The organism is Actinoallomurus sp. NPDC052274 (genome assembly GCF_040679475.1).
GTDB lineage: Bacteria > Actinomycetota > Actinomycetes > Streptosporangiales > Streptosporangiaceae > Actinoallomurus > Actinoallomurus liliacearum.
In genome coordinates, this window is the sequence record NZ_JBFAUT010000005.1 from 91,334 (window position 1) to 107,178 (window position 15,845).

Consider the following 15,845-nt stretch of genomic DNA (forward strand, 5'->3'; position numbering starts at 1 on the left):
ATCCGCCTACTTCACGCGCCCATTCAGAAGCGGTGGCTCTTGAAGTCGGCCAGCAGGACCTTGAGTTGCTTCTCCTGCTTGGCGGCTGGAGCCGGCTTAATGTGGCCGTGGTCGATGGCGTACGTCTTGAGGACCGCGTCCATCTGGTTGTCGAGCAGGGTCCAGGTCTTCTTGTTGACCGCCTGCAGCGAGGTGGCGTCGGCGTCCCAGTCATCGCGCATCTTCTGCACGGTGGCGTGGGAGGCTGCGGCCTTCCCGGCCCGGTCCTGGGCGATCGCCGTCTGGGCGAGGTTCTCGTACTTCGTCACTGCGGCGGTCGTCTGGTCGCCGGTCAGGGGCGGCTTCGGACAGGCCGGCATCGTCTCGCTCTGACCGGTCGGGTCGCAGGTGACGTGGGGCTGGTTGTGGGCCCAGACCATCAGCGCGGCGGTGCCGGCGGCGATCACGCCGACGGCTCCCAGCGCGATGCGCTCCCGGCGCGCGTTGGTGGTGACCGACGGCGCGTGCGTCGCCTCGTAGGTCTCGGCGACGTCGCTACGGCTGATCGACAGGTAGATGACCGTCGCCAGGATGGCGCCGAGGAAGATCAGGCTCGTGATGAAGGTGCCCAGGCCGAGTCCGACCGGGTCGCCCGGGTTGGCCGCGACCTTCGGGGAGGCGAGCCAGTCACCGATGTTGGCGCCGAGCGGGCGGGTGAGGATGTAGGCCAGCCAGAACGAAAGCACCGGGTTGGCGCCGAACTTCCACAGCCCGGTGATCAACACGATGAGGCCCAGCGGCAGGAACACCGACTGCGCGGGCGTCCAGTTGGTCAGCTCCAGCGTCCAGTCACCGGTGGCGGTGCCCAGCGCGAACGTCACCAGGACGGTCAGCCAGTAGAACGCCTCACGCGGGAAGGTGGTGATGCTGTGGATCGACAGGGTCCGCTCGCGCAGCCACCAGACTCCGAAGACGATGGCCAGCAGGACCGAGAAGACCGTCGAGCTCAGCCACAGCGGGACGTGTTGCTTATCGGTGAGCATGTCGGTGTACAGCGTGCCGGTGACACTGACCACCACCACGGTCAGCCAGTACGGGAACGGGCTGTAGCGCTTGGTACGGAACTGGACCGTTAGCACGACCGCGAATACCACGGTGAACAACAGCATGGTGTTGGTCAGGCCGAAGCCGAGGGTTTCGTTGATGTAGTCGGCGAAACTCTCGCCGACGGTCGTGCAGAGGATCTTGATGATCCAGAACCAGACCGTGACCTCAGGCACCTTGTTGAGCATCTGCCGGCCGGTCGGTTCGCCCATCCGGATCTGCTGGGTTGTTGTCATCGGGGAAGGCTGGCACGGCGTGCCTGAACACAACCTGAACGCTTCGGCAGGCAGGTGGGCTCAGGTTACGGGAAGGTCCGTAACCTGACGATGTGACCATCCACCGCGTCCTGGTCGTAGAAGACGACCACGGACTTCGTGACGTTCTCGCCAGGGGCCTGCGCGAGGAGCATTTCGAGGTGTTGACAGCCGCGGACGGAGCAGGCGCGCTGCGGACGGTAGATGACCAGATCGACGCAGTCGTGCTGGACATCGGGTTGCCCGACTCCGATGGCAGGGACGTCTGTCAGGCCATGCGCGCTGCCGGGTTGGACATGCCGGTCATCTTCTTGACCGCTCGTGATGGCCTCACGTCCCGGCTTTCGGGCTTCTCCGCAGGCGGCGACGACTATCTCGCCAAGCCCTTCCACCTGGCCGAACTCGCTGCCAGGGTCCGCGCGGTGCTGCGCAGAGCCGGCCGCGAGGCGGCCACCGAGGTCGACGGGCTGCGGCTGGACCCGGTCGCACACGTCCTGAAGACCGCGGACGGCACACAGGTGCCCCTTACACCCACCGAGTTCCGGCTGCTGGCCTGCTTGATGGCGGCCCCTGGCGCGGTCGTCCGGCGCCATGCCCTGGTGCGCTCGGCCTGGCCCGAAGGCGCCCAAGTCAATGACAACACCCTCGACCAGTACCTGAGGCGCCTGCGCCGTAAGCTCCGTGAAGCCGGGTGTGAGCGGGGCATCAGCACCATACGCGGCGTCGGCTACCGATTCACATGAGGGCCCTCACGCCGGCGACTCTACGCGGCCGCCTCGCTCTGCTCGCGCTGACCACGACGGCGATCTGGGTCACGCTGCTCACCGTCATCTTCAACCTGGCGCTTCACGCACAGCTGCGTAGACAGTCTGATGACCTGCTGCGGACTCGGGCGGCGGCCGTGGCAGCGACTCTGCAGACCTGGCCGGACGGCCATATCCGAGTGCTGGAACCCTCCGACGACCGTGCTTTGGATGTCGGAGTCTGGATCTACCAGGGTTACACGGCCATCGAGCGCCCCAGAGCACCCAAGGGGCTGCAGGCGAGTGCGGACCGCATGGCCGGGCAGCGCAAGACCTTCATGGATATCAAGACGCCTTACGCCTGGAGGGTTTACTCGCTGCCGGTGATGTCCGAAGGCCGGCGGGTGGGCACGGTGGTCAGCGCGGTTGATCTTGACCCCTACAGCGACCTGGCCCGTCTGGTGCTGGCCGGTTCCGCCGTCCTCGGCCTGCTGTTGCTCTTCGGCGTCTACCTGCTGACTCGCGCGGTCGTTCGCGGTGCCCTCCGGCCGGTGACACAGATGAGCGAGCAGGCCACGCAATGGGGAGAGCACGGAACCCATCACCGGTTCGGCGCGGAACACCGTCCTGCCGAACTCGCCGGGCTGGCGAGAAACCTTGATCAGCTACTCGATCGGCTCTCCGCCGTCCTGCGCCACGAACAACAGCTCACCGCTGAACTCTCACACGAACTACGGACCCCGCTGACTCGGATCACTGCGGAGATCGACTGGCTGATCGCGCGAAACCGCACCGCTGCCGAACGAGACACCTCACATCAAGCGATCGCGGCGAGCGCGGCCACCATGCAGCAGATCTGTGAGTCACTTCTCACCATTCCCACCGATCGCATCCGTGACCGATGCTCGCTCCTCCACCTGGCCCGTGATCTGGCCGAGCGCAACACGGAGGGGCCGTCGATCGTGGTAATCGGTAAGAACGTGACGGCTGGGGTACCCGCGAACCTGGTCGAGCGCATCCTCGTGCCCCTGCTGAACAACGCACGCCGCTACGCGCGGACCCAGATCACCGTGGAGTGCACGGCCGACGTGGAGATCATCATCACCGATGACGGTCCCGGCGTACCAGTGGAACTCCGTAACGCAGTGTTCGAACCGGGTCGGCGCGCCAACCCCGACGACGGTCACGACGGCGTCGGACTCGGGCTCGCGCTCGCTCGACGCCTGGCCCGTACCGCTGACGGAGACATCGCCATCGACGCGGCCGGACGGTTCGTCATCTCCCTGCCCCGCGGCTGATCACCCGATCCTGGTCCTTACGCGAGACGGCGAGGTAGACGAAAGGCCCAGGATCGTCACGAGAAAGAGCGCGCTGGTGACGACAGCGCCCAGGCCGAGGCCGCCATCGCCGCGGGCTTGGGATAGGTAGTCGCCGATGGAGGCGCCGAAGGGGCGGGTGAGGATTTAGGCGGTCCAGAAGGTCAGAACGGCGTTCACCTTGACGCCGAACGAGCAAGGGGCGCTCACCAGGTGATCTGCGCCTGGCGGCTGCTTGTCCGACTGGCGATCACCAGATGTGATCGCTGGAACGTAGCGGTCTCAAGATCCGCCTGCTTTCGGCGGCGCGGCGCACTAATGTCTCTGACTCGCCGGCGGTAGCGTGAGCCGGCATGCACATTGGGCTCGCGGTCGAAGCCGGCCGACCGGAGCTGACACGCCAACGTTCCGCGCCGGAATCTCGAGGGGAATCAGGCGCCCACTGACGAGCGTTGACGCTATGGCCCTCGGCGGCGGCAGAGATCAGCTTTAGATTTGCGTTCATGAAGTCAAGCGCCGACCGGAAATCATCAACGCACTTCACGGAGATTCCAAACGTTGGTCGACGTTCCCTTTCGGATACCGCATCGATCCATGCTTCATCGGCGCTTTGGGTGGTTGGCGGTCATCGTTGTGGCTTGTGTTGCGGGCGAGGCCAGCGAATCGGTCGTACCCGCCTCGCACTTGCTGATTCCGCTGCTCGCCGGGTTCGCCGCAGCGATGAGCGGGCTCGTGACCGGCCAGGTCCCATCGCGGGTCAATCGCGTCTCCCACGCGGTCCTCGGCGTGATGATCGGTGCTTCCCTGAGCCCGGTCGGCTTGCACCGGTCAGCCGGAGCGATTCTCCCGCTGGTCGCTGTGACTGTGATGACCGTGGTGTTCAGCCTGGCCGCCGGAGTGGTGCTGCACCGAGTCGGCCGGGTCGACCGAGCCACGGCGTTCCTGGGCATGGTTGCGGGAGGCTCCGCCGCCGTGGTCTCCTGCGCCGAGGATCTGAAGGCCGACGCACGGATGGTCGCCATCATGCAGTACTTCCGCGTGGGCTTGGTCGCCGCCACCGCACCGGTACTGGCCGGCTGGCTGCTGACCTCACCCGACGTGTCCGTCGGCCCCGGTAACGCCACTCAGCCGGCCTGGCATCCGATATCCGGTCCGCATCAGGGCGCCGGGCTGGTACTGGTGGCGGTCGTCGCCATCGCCGGAGCCGAGGCGGGCAGCCGGCTCCGCCTGCCCAGTGCCGGGCTGCTGGGGCCGATGCTCGTGGCTGCGGCCCTCACCATGACGGGTGCGGCCAGCGACTTCGCCCCCTCCGGCGTATTGCGGAGCGCGCTGTTCACCATCATCGGCCTCGACGTCGGCCTGCGATTCACCCGGTCGGCCATCACCCGGATGGGTCGGATTCTGCCGCTGGCGCTCGCCTGCACCGTCGCCGTGAGCATCGCCTGCGCCGCCGCGGCGTGGATACTGTCCAGGCTGGCGCACATCCCTCTACTGGACGCTTACCTGGCCACCACACCCGGCGGCATCAACGCCGTTCTGGCCGCTGCCGCCACCTCCCACGCCGACATCTCTTTGATCTCGAGTGTGCAGAGCCTGCGCCTGTTCTCCATGGTGCTGATCACCCCGCTCCTCCTCCGCGTGACGGAGCGATGGATCAACCGACCATGCATTCCGTAGTACCGGCCGACGGCCGTGTGATCGGCGGCGGGGGCGAGGGCGAGGCGGACGCGGACGAGTCGGCGCTGAAAGCCGCCCGTGAGGAAGAAGCGGGCCGCGTGGTCTACTCCGGCTCGGCGGTCTCTCGCGACGGCCCGTCACGCGCGTGCTGTGCACCGGAGCTCGCACCGTGTTCGGCCGTACCACGAGACTGGCGGGCCGCCGGCAGTGCGCGGTCATCCGCATCGGCACCAACCTGATCCTGTTCGCGACCGGGCCGGGCCGATCGGCATTGCAGGTTCGCGAGCACTCGTGGCCTTGAGCGGCGACGGCGTCCGGCGCAACCCATGGCCCCGGTGCCGGGACCGCCCGAATCAGACAACACGCCGGGCCGTTTCCCGAACCTTCACTACTACCCGTGTAGTAGATTATCCGACAGTAAGCGAGCGACTGCGGAGAGTCGCGGTCGCCTGCATGCCGACAGTCGAACCCTGGGGAACGGATGACGAAGCCGGAAGCCTTCACCGAAGCCGACATCGCCGGCGCCGGCCGATACACGGTGAAGAAGCTGCCAGCGGTCACTCTGGCCTTCTGGATAATGAAGATCGCCGCGACGACGCTCGGCGAGACCGCGGGCGACCTGTTCGCCCAGACGCTGGAGCTGGGCTACTTCCTCACGACGATCGCCCTGTTCCTCATCTTCCTCGTCACGCTGGTCATCCAGCTCGCCTCAAAGCGGTACAACCCGCTGTTCTACTGGACGGTGATCCTGTCCACGAGCATGGTCGGCACCACGACGTCGGACTTCATCAACCGCGACGCGAGCACCAAGTACCTTCCCGAAGGCGCGAAATCGCTCGGCTGGGGACCACAAGGTCTCGGCCTGAATTACCCGGTCGGCGCCGCGATCCTGGTCTCGATCCTGATCGCCGTCTTCATCATCTGGAAGTGCACGGGACTGAGCTTCGCGATCCGCGACATCGACACCTTCCGCGGCGAAACGCTGTTCTGGTCGGCGATCCTCGTCTCCAACACGCTCGGCACCTCGATGGGCGACTTCCTGTCGGACAGCTCAGGTCTCGGCTACGGCGGCGGCGCCCTGCTCATCACCGGGCTGCTCGCCGCACTCCTCGCGCTCAGATACGTGCCCGCGGTGCCGAACGTGCTGCTGTTCTGGGTCGCCTTCGTCCTGACCCGCCCGTTCGGCGCCACGGCCGGCGATCTCCTCACCAAGCCGACCGCGAAAGGCGGCCTCGCCCTCGGCACCGCCGGCTCATCCGCCGTCCTGCTCGCCGTCCTGTTCGCACTCATAGGCTGGGCCCACCTCCGGAACAACCGGCGGCCGCTCACGGCGACCACCCGCATCTCCTGACCCACCGGCCCCAGGCCGCCGACGACCCGGTGACACGGCGCGCGGGCGACGCACCGCGAGGATCGCGAGGATCGCGAGGATCGCCGCCAGGCCGATCAGTACGTAGAGGTTGCCGCGAACGAGTTCCAAGCCGTGCCAGTGGTCTTCCCGGTGCCGTCCGAACGGAACGGTGCGGATCAGGCCCTGCGGCAACGCCGGAAGGCCGGGAACCGCGAAGATCCATGCCCCGAAAAGGGCATCGAGCCCTGCGGTTCCGACGGCCCAGACCCACGCGCGCCGCGATGGCCCGGCCATCCGATCGGCGATGAGTACGAGAGCCGGGGCGATCCACACCCAGTGGTGCGACCAGGAGATCGGCGAGATCAGCAGACCGGTCGTCGCGCAGGTCAGGGTGGCGACCGGCTCGCGGCCGCTGCGGCTCTGTCGGGCCGCGAGCCACAGCCCGGCGGCTCCGACCACTCCTACAGTGGCCAGCCAGTACGGCCGGGCCGTGTGCTCGCCGCCGAAGAAGCGTACGAGCATGCCGTACAGCGACTGGTTTCCCACCCAGTCGGTCGGGCCCACCCGGCTCGGCGTCATGAACAGCCTGTTCCCCCAGTACTGCCGGGACTCGTGCGGGAGGGCCACGAAACCCACGACGATCGTCGACAGGAATACGGCGATCGCGACTGCGGCCGCGCGGAACCTGCGGGTGAGGAGCAGGTAGGCGATGAAGATGCCAGGCGTGAACTTGATGCCCGTGGCGATGCCGATCCCGGCGCCCTTCCAGCGGCGACCGTCGCCCTGCCGGAGGTCGGTCAGGACCAGCGCCATCAGGATCAGATTGATCTGGCCGAACCACAGCGTCTTCTGCACCGGCTCGGTCCACAGCGCCGCCGCGGTCACCAGGAGCGTCGCTCCGAACAATGCGGGGCTGCGACGGCGGCCGGCGAGCCGCCACGTGGTCCAGACGGCCGTCACCAGCGCGGCCAGGCTCACCAGCGTCATGACCCAGCGCAGCACGGCCATCGGAAACACCGACAGGCCGGCGAAGATCACGGCCGCGACCGGCGGATAGGTGAAGGCGAAGCCACCGGTCGTCCGGTCGTACAGGTGGTCGGAGCGCCGGGCGAGCAGGCCGCCCCAGCGGTAGACCTTCAGATCCGACATCGCCCACAGGTCATGGGGATGGACCAGCACGGTCATCGTGTAGGCGGCGACCGCGACGCCGAACGCGAGCAGGCCGGCGGCCGACAGGACGAGGTCGCTCCGGCGCGCCGCGCCACCGGTCATCCGCGCGGTGCCCGCCCGCCGGTGAGGAGGGCGAACTGCCGTTCCCAGCGGTCGAGGATGGTGTCGGGCTCGTAGCGCCGGACCGACTCGCGGGCCGCCTCGGCCAGGGTGTTCCGCAGGCCGGGGTCGCTGATCAGGCGGTCGAGGGCGGCGGCGAGTTCCGTCGTGTTGCCGGGGGCGACGATCAGGCCGTCGTGGCCGTCGGTGAGCAGTTCACGGACGCCCGGCGCGCAGTCGAAGGCGACCGTGGGCAGCCCGTACGCCATCGCCTCGATGATCGACATGGGGAAGCCCTCCTCGCGCGAGGACAGGGCGAAGATCGACGCGCCGGTCAGGGCCCCCTCGATGTCGGAGGTCGGGCCGGCGAACTCCACGCTGCCGGACAGGCCGAGTTCGGCGGCCTGCGCGCGCAGCGCCGCTTCTTCGGGCCCGGAGCCGTACAGGCGCAGCCGCCAGGACGGGTGACGCGGTGCGATCTCGGCCCACGCCTCCAGCAGCATGTCCTGGCCCTTCTCGAAGGCCAGGCGTCCGTGCCGGACGACGACAGGTTCGGTTCGTGGTGAGACCGTACGCGGGGTGACGTGCAGGGGGTTGGGCATCGCGCCGGCGTTGGACATGTCGTCGAAGGCCCACGCGTCCGCGTCGGCCTCGGTGAGCGCGAGCAGGAGGTCGGCATCGGCGAAGTGGCGTTTCACCCGCTTGTACCGCGAGGACCGGCGGGTCGCCTCGTACGACTCGTGGCTCATGCCGATCACCGGCATGCCCGCGGTGTCGGCGCGCGCCACCCATTCCATGGCCCAGACCTGCGCCGCGATGACGACGCCGCCCGGGCTCGCGGTGCGGAACAGCGCGCTGAGGCGTGCGGCGCCGCGCCGGACCCTCAGGTGATGACGCAGTCTCCGCAGGCCCGCTCCGACCGGTCCACGGGCCGGCGGCAGGGCGCGTTCGTGCAGCACGGTGACGGTGTACGGCAGGTCGCGGCCGTAGTCGTGGGGGTGTTCGGCGTGCGTGATGCCGACCAGGTGCACGCGGTGGCCACGGGCGGCGAACATCCGGCCGATGTCGTGCGCCCAGCGCTGCAGGCCGCCGAGCTCTTCGGCGTTGTTGCAGACGATGAAGACGTCGCGGGTCTCAGCCACGGTCACCTCCGGTGAAGAAGCGCTCGACGATCGCCTTGGCCGCGGTTCCGGTGTCGTACTCACCGAAGCGTTCGACGAAGCGCCGCCGCCGGTCGGCGTGGTCACGGCGATTCCCGTCCAGATCCCCGAGTGCGGCGAACAGCCCCGCCTCGTCGCCGACGACCGGGCCCGGCACGTGCTCGGCGAGGTCGAAGTACGCCCCGCGCCGTCGGCTGACGTAGTCCTCGGCGTCGGGCGTGTAGAAGATCATCGGTCGCTCCAGCAGCGCGTAGTCGAACATGACGGACGAGTAGTCGGTGATCAGGGCGTCGGCCAGCAGCATCAGCGTGGTGACGTCGTGCTCGCCGCCGACGTCGATCACGGTGCCGCGCAGGCCCGGTGGCACGACCACCCGGCTGAGGTAGTGGGCGCGGATCAGCAGGACGTGCGTCTCACCGAACTCGCGGACGAAGCGTTCGAGATCGAACGGTATCTGGAAGCGCTCGGCGGGCCGGCCGTTCTCGCCGGTCCGGAAGGTCGGCGCGTACAGCACGACGGTGCGCTCGTCGTCTTCCAGGCCGAGCCGACGGCGCAGTGCCGTCTGCTCTTCCGAGTCGCCGCCGGTGACCAGCGCGTCGTTGCGCGGGTACCCGATCCGCAGGAGGTCTGCCGTGACACCGAGTCCCTTGACGAGGGTTCGCACGTCGTGCTCGGAGCGTACAAGGAAGTGGTCGTACCGGCCGACCATCGTGGCCAGTCGTGCGTGCTCGGATCGGGTGGCCTGTTTGACCGTCGGCTCGTCGAAGCCCATCCGTTTGAACGCCGAGCCGTGCCAGGTCTGGATGTAGGTCGTCTCGGGACGTTTGACCAGCCCGGCGGGAAAGCCCTGGTTGTCGATCCAGTACTCGGCGCGGGCCAGAGCCCGGTAGTACGCCCATGAGCCGCGCCTGACCAGCGTCGCGTCGGAGGGAAAGCCGCGGCGGCTACCGCTGTAGGACCAGATCGCCTGGTACGGCACGCCGGACTCGCGCAACGCACGGTGAATGTACTTGGGATTGTCGGAGTACTGGGCGCCGAGGTGGCTCTCGAAGACGATCGCCCCCTTCTTCACCGGCAGCCGGACCAGCAACCGGTTGAACACCGCGACCTTCGTGGTGCGGCCGGTGAGCCTGCGGATCAGCGCCCGCTCGATACGGCCGAACCACTGCCACCAACGCCGACCCACAGCGGTCCGGGCGACGCGGCGCAGGACGGGCAGTGTCACGCGCGCGGGCCACCGGTCGCCCACGATGCGCAGCGCCAGCTCACCGGACTCGGCGACGTAGGCCTCCAAGTGGTCGCCGGCCAGCCGGGTCAGCCGTGGCCGAACGGGCACCCGCACACCGTCGTGCGCGGTCCCGTCCGAGGTGAGCCGGACGGTGACGGTATCGCCGCCGACCTTCAGACGCAGCCAGAGGCCCCAGGTCTGATCGACCAGCCCGAACGGCCGGATTTTGCGGGCCGGCGCGAACTCGGTCTCCCACCGGATGCGGTCCGCCTCGTGCCGTACGGTCACCGGAATCCGGAAGGCCCGGTTCTTCCGGCGACGGTCGCGGATCTCCAGCGTCCCGGATGGTTCCAGGTCGGCGCCGAGACGGCCGAGCGGGTTGACGACCGTACCGGCGAGGCGGAGCTCTCCCCCGGCTCGATTGATCGCGGTGACCTGACCGCCCAGGTCGAAGGCGTCCAGCGGAGCGGAGTGGAGACCCAGGTCGGTGACGTCCAGGATCCGGCGGCGCAGCGCGGCCTGAAGATGGTCACCGGACCAGTAGATCCTCCCGTCGCGCTCGACCGGTTCGACGGACAGGACGGGTTTGCGGCCTCTCTTCGCGGCGTAGTCGGCCGCCGCCACGGCCCCCTCGATGTCCCCGCGCCGGACCAGGTACGCGCCGATGGCGGGAAGCGGATTGCACTCCGCGAACACCGCAGGGTCCAACTCGGCGAGGTAGGACCGGGCCAGTTCGAGGAACGCTCGCCGGTACTCCGGATCCCGGCTGCGCAGTTCCCGCAGGTAGAGCAGCAGGTCGTGGTTGACGAACTTCACGTTCTTCAACCGGGCGAGCTCATCGGCCCCATGCGCGTGGAAGACCGCGTCGATCCGCCGGTGGATCTCCAACCGGTCGGCGAAGTTGCGCAGCTCCGCACGGCGATTCGTGATCGACAAACTGTCGTCCCGCGGGACCACGAACCAGTTGTAGACCCGGTGCGGGATGGTGACGATCCTTCGCGCGGCGACATACGCCTGCGCGCTGAACAGCAGGTCCTCGTAGTGCAGCCCGTCCACGAACCACAGGTCGGCCCGGTCGAGGAAGTCGCGTCGGTAGCACTTGTTGGTCGACAGGGTGTCGTACAGCAGATCGGGGTCGTCCAGGACGCTTTCGTACACCCGGCGCTCGCGATAGAGCCACGGGTACCAGTTCTGCTCCCGATCGGGAAAGACACGGACGCAACGGCCCGAGACCAGGTCGGCTCCGGTCTCATCCGCGGTCGTCACGAGGTTGCGGCAGGCATGACGGTCAAGGGTGTCGTCGCTGTCGAGGAACATCACGTACCGACCACGAGCTGCATCGATCCCGACGTTGCGTGGTCGCCCGCATCCGCCGGAGTTGGCCTGCAGCGTGAACACTCGTATCCGATCCTGGTGGGCGGCGGCCAGCCGGGCGGCCACCTCCGGCGTCGCGTCCGTGCTCGCGTCGTCGACGATGACGACCTCGACCCCCGGCAGTGACTGCTCCAGCACCGAGCGGACCGCGCGGGCGAGCCGGGCCGCGTCGTTGTAGACGATCACGACGACGGTCACATCGGGTTCCAGAAGCAAACGGTCCCACCACCTTCGTCCTTGAACACAACTACTATCGCGATAGTACGATTCAGATAGTAATTGCAACGTAAGACGTCGATCCGGACGGATCGGCAGGTGAGACGAGGGCAATGCAGCACTTCATCGCCGACTTTGGGTACGTGGCCGTCTTCCTGTTGATGGCCGCCGAGTCCGCCTGTGTCCCCGTGCCGTCCGAGCTGATCATGCTGTTCGCCGGGGCGCTGGCGGCCGGGGCCGTCCCGGGAAGCAGCCCGGATCTCACCCTGATGATCGTGAGCGGCACCGCAGGGAACGTCGCCGGAAGTTACGTCGCCTGGGCCGTCGGGCGGTACGGCGGCCAGGCCGCGCTCCGCCGCTGGGGCCGGTACGTCTGGCTGAAAGAGGAGGACATCGACCGGGCCGCCCGCTGGTTCGACCGGTACGGCGGCAAGGCGGTCTTCTTCGGGCGGCTGCTGCCCGTCGTGCGGACCTTCATCTCCCTGCCGGCCGGGTTCGCCCGCATGTCACCGGGCCGGTTCGGCGTCTACACGCTGGCGGGCTGCATCCCGTGGACCGCGGCACTCGGCATCGCCGGCTACGCCGTCGGACGCAACTGGCAGCGCGTCGCCGACGCCTTCCACGGCCCCAGCTACGCCATCGCCGCCATCGTCGCCGTGGCCGCGGTCGTCGCCGTCATCATCTTCGTCCGCCGGCGACGACGTACGGGCCAGGCCACTGGTCGCTCCATCTGAGAGCGGGAACTCTCACCGGGAGGCCTCTTCCTGCGGGTTCACCCTCGGCCGGTCGTCCACACGTCGGTGATGGGGCTGCGCGAGGCGCTCGTCCCGGCGTGGGAGAGGCCGTAGGCGTCCGGACATAGCCGTCGAGGTTGCTCCGGTCTTCACCGGGCAGTTGTGCATGTCGTCGCACATGTCCGGGATCACGAACGACACCGCGGGCAGCGCGGAGTAGTCGGACGGGAAGTCGGCGAAGGACCGGCTCACCGCGTCCGACAGGTCCGGGAAGTTCGCCCACGGGACGTGCTTGCGCGCGAAGCGCCCGCTCACACAGGAGGCCCGGTCGAACGCCGGGAGTCCCTCGGCGAACCCGGCGAAGGTCAGCCCCGCAGCGGACAGTTCCGAGGCGAGGTTCGGAGCCGTGTAGGAGTGCGGGCAGGAGTCGTCGGTGAGCCCTTGCGTCGACCCGGAGAACAGCGCCAGGTAGTTCGGCTGGCTCGGGTGCCGGACCGCGTAGGAGTTCGTGAACAGCGCACCGCTCCGCGCCAGCGACGTCAGGTACGGCGCGTCACGGGCACCGATCACCTGAGAGTCGGACTTGTTCTCCAACACGACCACGACCACGTGCCCGAACCGCGGCACCGTACCCGTCGTGGGGTGCGGACTGATGGCAGGGACGGGCCCGCCCTTGGCACACGCTGCCGTCAGGCACCCGGTGAGGGCCATCACCGTAAGGAGCAGAGCGCGGTGGACACGCCGTTCTTTCACGACCGGCCTCCGGGATGATGCGTAGGCTAGGTCCCGGCCGGGGCTCAGGCTCCTGCGGCGGTCACGATGGCATCGGTGGCGAATCCGGCCAGCACGCCCAGCAGGATGCCCCAGGTGGTCAGCGTCTTCAGCCCCAGTTTGCGGGCCACGGCCAGCAGTTCGATCACCACGTACAGGATGGACCCGGCGGCCAAGGTGAGGAATCCAATGGACACCGTGTCATTGACGACACGCTGGCCGATGAGAGTGCCCAGGAACGTCGGGCCGCCACCGATGAGGCCGAGTAGTGCCAGGTAGCCCCATGACGGGCGGCGGTCTTCGGCGGCCATCGGGGCGACGATTCCGAATCCTTCGGTGGCGTTGTGCAGGCCGAATCCGATGATGAGCAGGACGGCGAGTTGCAACTCGCCGTGGGCGGCGGAGTTACCGATCGCCAGTCCCTCGGCGAAGTTGTGCAGCCCGATACCGATCGCGATCATCATTGGCAGGTCGCCCAGACGCGACAGACCGGTGGGATCGGCCCGGAATTCGGTGGCCGACGCGGTGCCGGGACCGGATCGTGCCGGGGCCGCCGGCCTGGCGCGGCGGGCGACCGCGCGATCGAAATGAACGAGGCCCAGCAGACCGATACCGAAGCAGACCGCGAACACCGCCCCGTTGCCGGTCGCCGCGCCGTACCCGTGATGGCCGAGGGCGGTGTCGATCGGCTCCCATGCGTGTGCGAGCACGTCCCACAAAAGGAAGATCAAGATACCGGTGGCGGTCGCGTTCAGCAGGGCTCGAACCTTCGGCAGAGGCGCGCGCAACCGACCGATCGGCAGGCCGAGGTAGATGGTGAAGCCGGCTATTGCTCCCAGCACGGCGATCTGAGCGGATCCCATGAGCACACTCCGAGGGGTCGAAAGGTGACGCGCGCCCTTGCCACACCGTCCGCGCACGCTAGATTAGGCAAGGCTCACCTAATACTATTGGAATAGTAGTGACCGCCGGTGCTCAGCCGGCGTTGTCGTGGCGCACAAGTTGCTGCAACAGGCGTTCGTCCTCGGGGGCCAGGTCGGACACGAAGCGGGCGAGTACGGCCGCGCGGTCATGACGCCGCTGGAGCAGGTCATGCATGGCGGTGGCCGTGTGCGCCGCCTCGTCGACGTTGGGCGAGTAGACGAATCCACGCCCGACCCGCGTGCGGGCGGCCAGGCCTTTGCGATGCAGCCGTGCGAGCGTGGTCGTCACCGTGGTGTAGGCCGGGGCCCCGGGAAGGACCGCCTGCACGTCGGCGGGGCTCATCGGCCGGCCGCCCTGCCACAGCGCGGCCAGCACGGCGTCCTCGAGCATACCGGCGGGCCGTCGCCCCTGCTCGCGCTCCTTGGTCACGCCGATCTCCATGCACGTTGGTATTACTTCGATAGTAGATCACCCGGCGCGAGAGGGCGTCCGAGCGACCACGGCGCGTACGCCCATAATGAGGGGCATGGTCCTCGCCGTATGGATGCCGCTGCTGATGCCTTTGCTCGCGGTGCCGCTCATCCGTCTCCTGACGGACCGGCTGTCACCGCGGTCGGCTTCGTGGCTGCTGGCCGCCACCGGCGCCCTCCTGGCCGGCTGCACCACGCTCGCCCTCCTCTCATTGACCGGCACCGGACTTCTTCAGATTCCGTTCGTCGCGGCCATCGAGCACCTGTCCCCCTTCCTACTGCGGCGAATGTCGCCGGTCCCCGTACCGGTGGCTTGCGCGGCCGGCACGGCGCTGGCCGCGACGCTCGTCCTCGCGGCCCGGAGGCTTCGCCGACGGCTGGCCGCGCTGGCACTGGCCCGGAACGCCGTCCGGTCCCGGCCGGGCGGCCTGGCCGTGCTACCGGACGACCTGCCCGACGCCTATGCCGTCCCCGGCCGCCCCGGCACGGTCGTGGTCACGACCGGCATGCTGCGGGCGCTGGACGCCCGCGAACACGATGTGCTGCTCGCCCACGAGCATGCGCATCTCGCCGGCCGCCACCACTGGTTCACCCTGGCGATGGACGTGGCGACCGTCGTCCATCCCGCACTGACCACGCTTCGCGCCCCCTTGCGCTATCACCTCGAGCGCTGGGCCGACGAGTCGGCGGCGGACGCCGTCGGAGACCGGCGTCTCGTCGCCCGTGCGATCGCACGGGCCGCGCTCGCGCGGAGCCGGGCGGGAGTGCCCGGATCCACACCCGGCCCGGTCCTGTCCGCCACCGCCGGTCCCATCCCCCGCCGCGTCGCGGCGCTCCTGACCTCGCCTACGCCGCGACGCTCCCGGTTGCTGCCCGGCATAGCGACCGCCCTGGCCGCCTGCCTGGCGATGTCCGGAGCCGGAGCGCTGGACGCCGCCACCGATCTGCACGGGAACATGGAGGCCATGGAGGAACGCCATCACCCTGAGGTCGGCGGCCCTCACCGGACCTTCAGCGGCCATCGGCACGCCAGGAGCGAGGCCGGCAGGCTTACTCGTGATCACCACGGCAAGGCCCGCCCGGTCGGTCGCTCAGTGGTGACCGGTGGTGAATCGACCCAGGTCGGCCGCGACGCCGGGCGCCGAACGCGGACGTGAACCCGGCCGGGCACGACCCGGAATGCGGCCTTGATCGGGCGTGGCGGTCGGGCGGCCGGCCCGGCGGACACGGGGGAACAGTAGCGGCAGGCAGACCAACAGGTGCATCGCCACGTCG

General features: G+C 68.6%; 14 protein-coding genes. 6 read left to right on the plus strand and 8 right to left on the minus strand.

Going from position 1 to position 15,845, the window contains the following annotated elements; genetic code table 11:
- Positions 1 to 23 precede the first annotated feature (23 nt).
- Positions 24 to 1,319: a hypothetical protein gene (locus AB0K82_RS06310; RefSeq protein WP_364393413.1), complete on the minus strand. Its 1,296-nt coding sequence runs from the start codon at positions 1,317 to 1,319 to the stop codon at positions 24 to 26.
- A gap of 92 nt (positions 1,320 to 1,411) precedes the next feature.
- Here AB0K82_RS06310 and AB0K82_RS06315 point away from each other — a divergent pair, with 92 nt between their 5' ends.
- Both AB0K82_RS06315 and AB0K82_RS06320 read left to right on the plus strand, forming a co-directional pair.
- A complete protein-coding gene (locus tag AB0K82_RS06315) occupies positions 1,412 to 2,080 on the plus strand; it encodes a response regulator transcription factor (protein WP_364393415.1) in 669 nt (222 codons plus the stop codon).
- Complete coding sequence (locus AB0K82_RS06320; RefSeq protein WP_364393417.1) at positions 2,077 to 3,378, plus strand: HAMP domain-containing sensor histidine kinase; 1,302 nt, start codon at positions 2,077 to 2,079, stop codon at positions 3,376 to 3,378. Before AB0K82_RS06315 ends, AB0K82_RS06320 begins: the two co-directional genes overlap by 4 nt.
- On the opposite strand, the gene AB0K82_RS06325 is transcribed toward AB0K82_RS06320, so the two are convergent.
- Complete coding sequence (locus AB0K82_RS06325; protein WP_364393712.1) at positions 3,379 to 3,543, minus strand: hypothetical protein; 165 nt, start codon at positions 3,541 to 3,543, stop codon at positions 3,379 to 3,381.
- Between the two features lie 447 nt (positions 3,544 to 3,990).
- On the opposite strand from AB0K82_RS06325, the gene AB0K82_RS06330 reads away from it, so the two are divergent.
- Together AB0K82_RS06330 and AB0K82_RS06335 are read left to right on the plus strand one after the other, a co-directional pair.
- A complete protein-coding gene (locus tag AB0K82_RS06330) occupies positions 3,991 to 5,073 on the plus strand; it encodes an AbrB family transcriptional regulator (protein WP_364393714.1) in 1,083 nt (360 codons plus the stop codon).
- 481 nt (positions 5,074 to 5,554) lie between these two features.
- Positions 5,555 to 6,424 carry a hypothetical protein gene (locus tag AB0K82_RS06335; RefSeq protein WP_364393419.1) on the plus strand — a complete coding sequence of 290 codons (870 nt, stop codon included), beginning with the start codon at positions 5,555 to 5,557 and terminating at the stop codon, positions 6,422 to 6,424.
- Here the strand turns inward: AB0K82_RS06335 and AB0K82_RS06340 are convergent.
- From AB0K82_RS06340 to AB0K82_RS06350, 3 genes are read right to left on the minus strand one after another with little or no spacing between them, the layout of a single operon-like run.
- On the minus strand, positions 6,326 to 7,696 hold the full coding sequence (locus tag AB0K82_RS06340; protein WP_364393422.1) for a glycosyltransferase 87 family protein: 1,371 nt from the start codon (positions 7,694 to 7,696) through the stop codon (positions 6,326 to 6,328). The genes AB0K82_RS06335 and AB0K82_RS06340 overlap by 99 nt on opposite strands.
- A complete protein-coding gene (locus tag AB0K82_RS06345) occupies positions 7,693 to 8,835 on the minus strand; it encodes a glycosyltransferase (RefSeq protein ID WP_364393424.1) in 1,143 nt (380 codons plus the stop codon). The genes AB0K82_RS06340 and AB0K82_RS06345 overlap by 4 nt, the downstream gene beginning before the upstream one ends.
- Positions 8,828 to 11,671, minus strand: a complete 2,844-nt coding sequence (locus AB0K82_RS06350) for a CDP-glycerol glycerophosphotransferase family protein (protein WP_364393426.1) — start codon at positions 11,669 to 11,671, stop codon at positions 8,828 to 8,830. The genes AB0K82_RS06345 and AB0K82_RS06350 overlap by 8 nt, the downstream gene beginning before the upstream one ends.
- 113 nt (positions 11,672 to 11,784) lie before the next feature.
- Here AB0K82_RS06350 and AB0K82_RS06355 point away from each other — a divergent pair, with 113 nt between their 5' ends.
- Entirely contained in the window at positions 11,785 to 12,405 is a 621-nt protein-coding gene (locus AB0K82_RS06355; RefSeq protein WP_364393429.1) for a DedA family protein, read from the plus strand.
- A 12-nt stretch (positions 12,406 to 12,417) separates the two neighbouring features.
- Here the strand turns inward: AB0K82_RS06355 and AB0K82_RS06360 are convergent, their stop codons facing one another.
- From AB0K82_RS06360 to AB0K82_RS06370, 3 genes are all read right to left on the minus strand, one after another.
- Positions 12,418 to 13,158 carry an alkaline phosphatase family protein gene (locus tag AB0K82_RS06360; protein WP_364393431.1) on the minus strand — a complete coding sequence of 247 codons (741 nt, stop codon included), beginning with the start codon at positions 13,156 to 13,158 and terminating at the stop codon, positions 12,418 to 12,420.
- A 44-nt stretch (positions 13,159 to 13,202) separates the two neighbouring features.
- Positions 13,203 to 14,039, minus strand: a complete 837-nt coding sequence (locus tag AB0K82_RS06365; protein ID WP_364393433.1) for a ZIP family metal transporter — start codon at positions 14,037 to 14,039, stop codon at positions 13,203 to 13,205.
- 112 nt (positions 14,040 to 14,151) lie between these two features.
- The gene (locus AB0K82_RS06370) at positions 14,152 to 14,529 is read right to left on the minus strand and encodes a BlaI/MecI/CopY family transcriptional regulator (protein WP_364393435.1); all 378 of its coding nucleotides are present in this window, start codon (positions 14,527 to 14,529) and stop codon (positions 14,152 to 14,154) included.
- 97 nt (positions 14,530 to 14,626) lie between these two features.
- Between AB0K82_RS06370 and AB0K82_RS06375 the strand changes: the two genes are divergently transcribed.
- Positions 14,627 to 15,727 carry a M56 family metallopeptidase gene (locus tag AB0K82_RS06375; protein WP_364393437.1) on the plus strand — a complete coding sequence of 367 codons (1,101 nt, stop codon included), beginning with the start codon at positions 14,627 to 14,629 and terminating at the stop codon, positions 15,725 to 15,727.
- Positions 15,728 to 15,845: the final 118 nt, after the last annotated feature.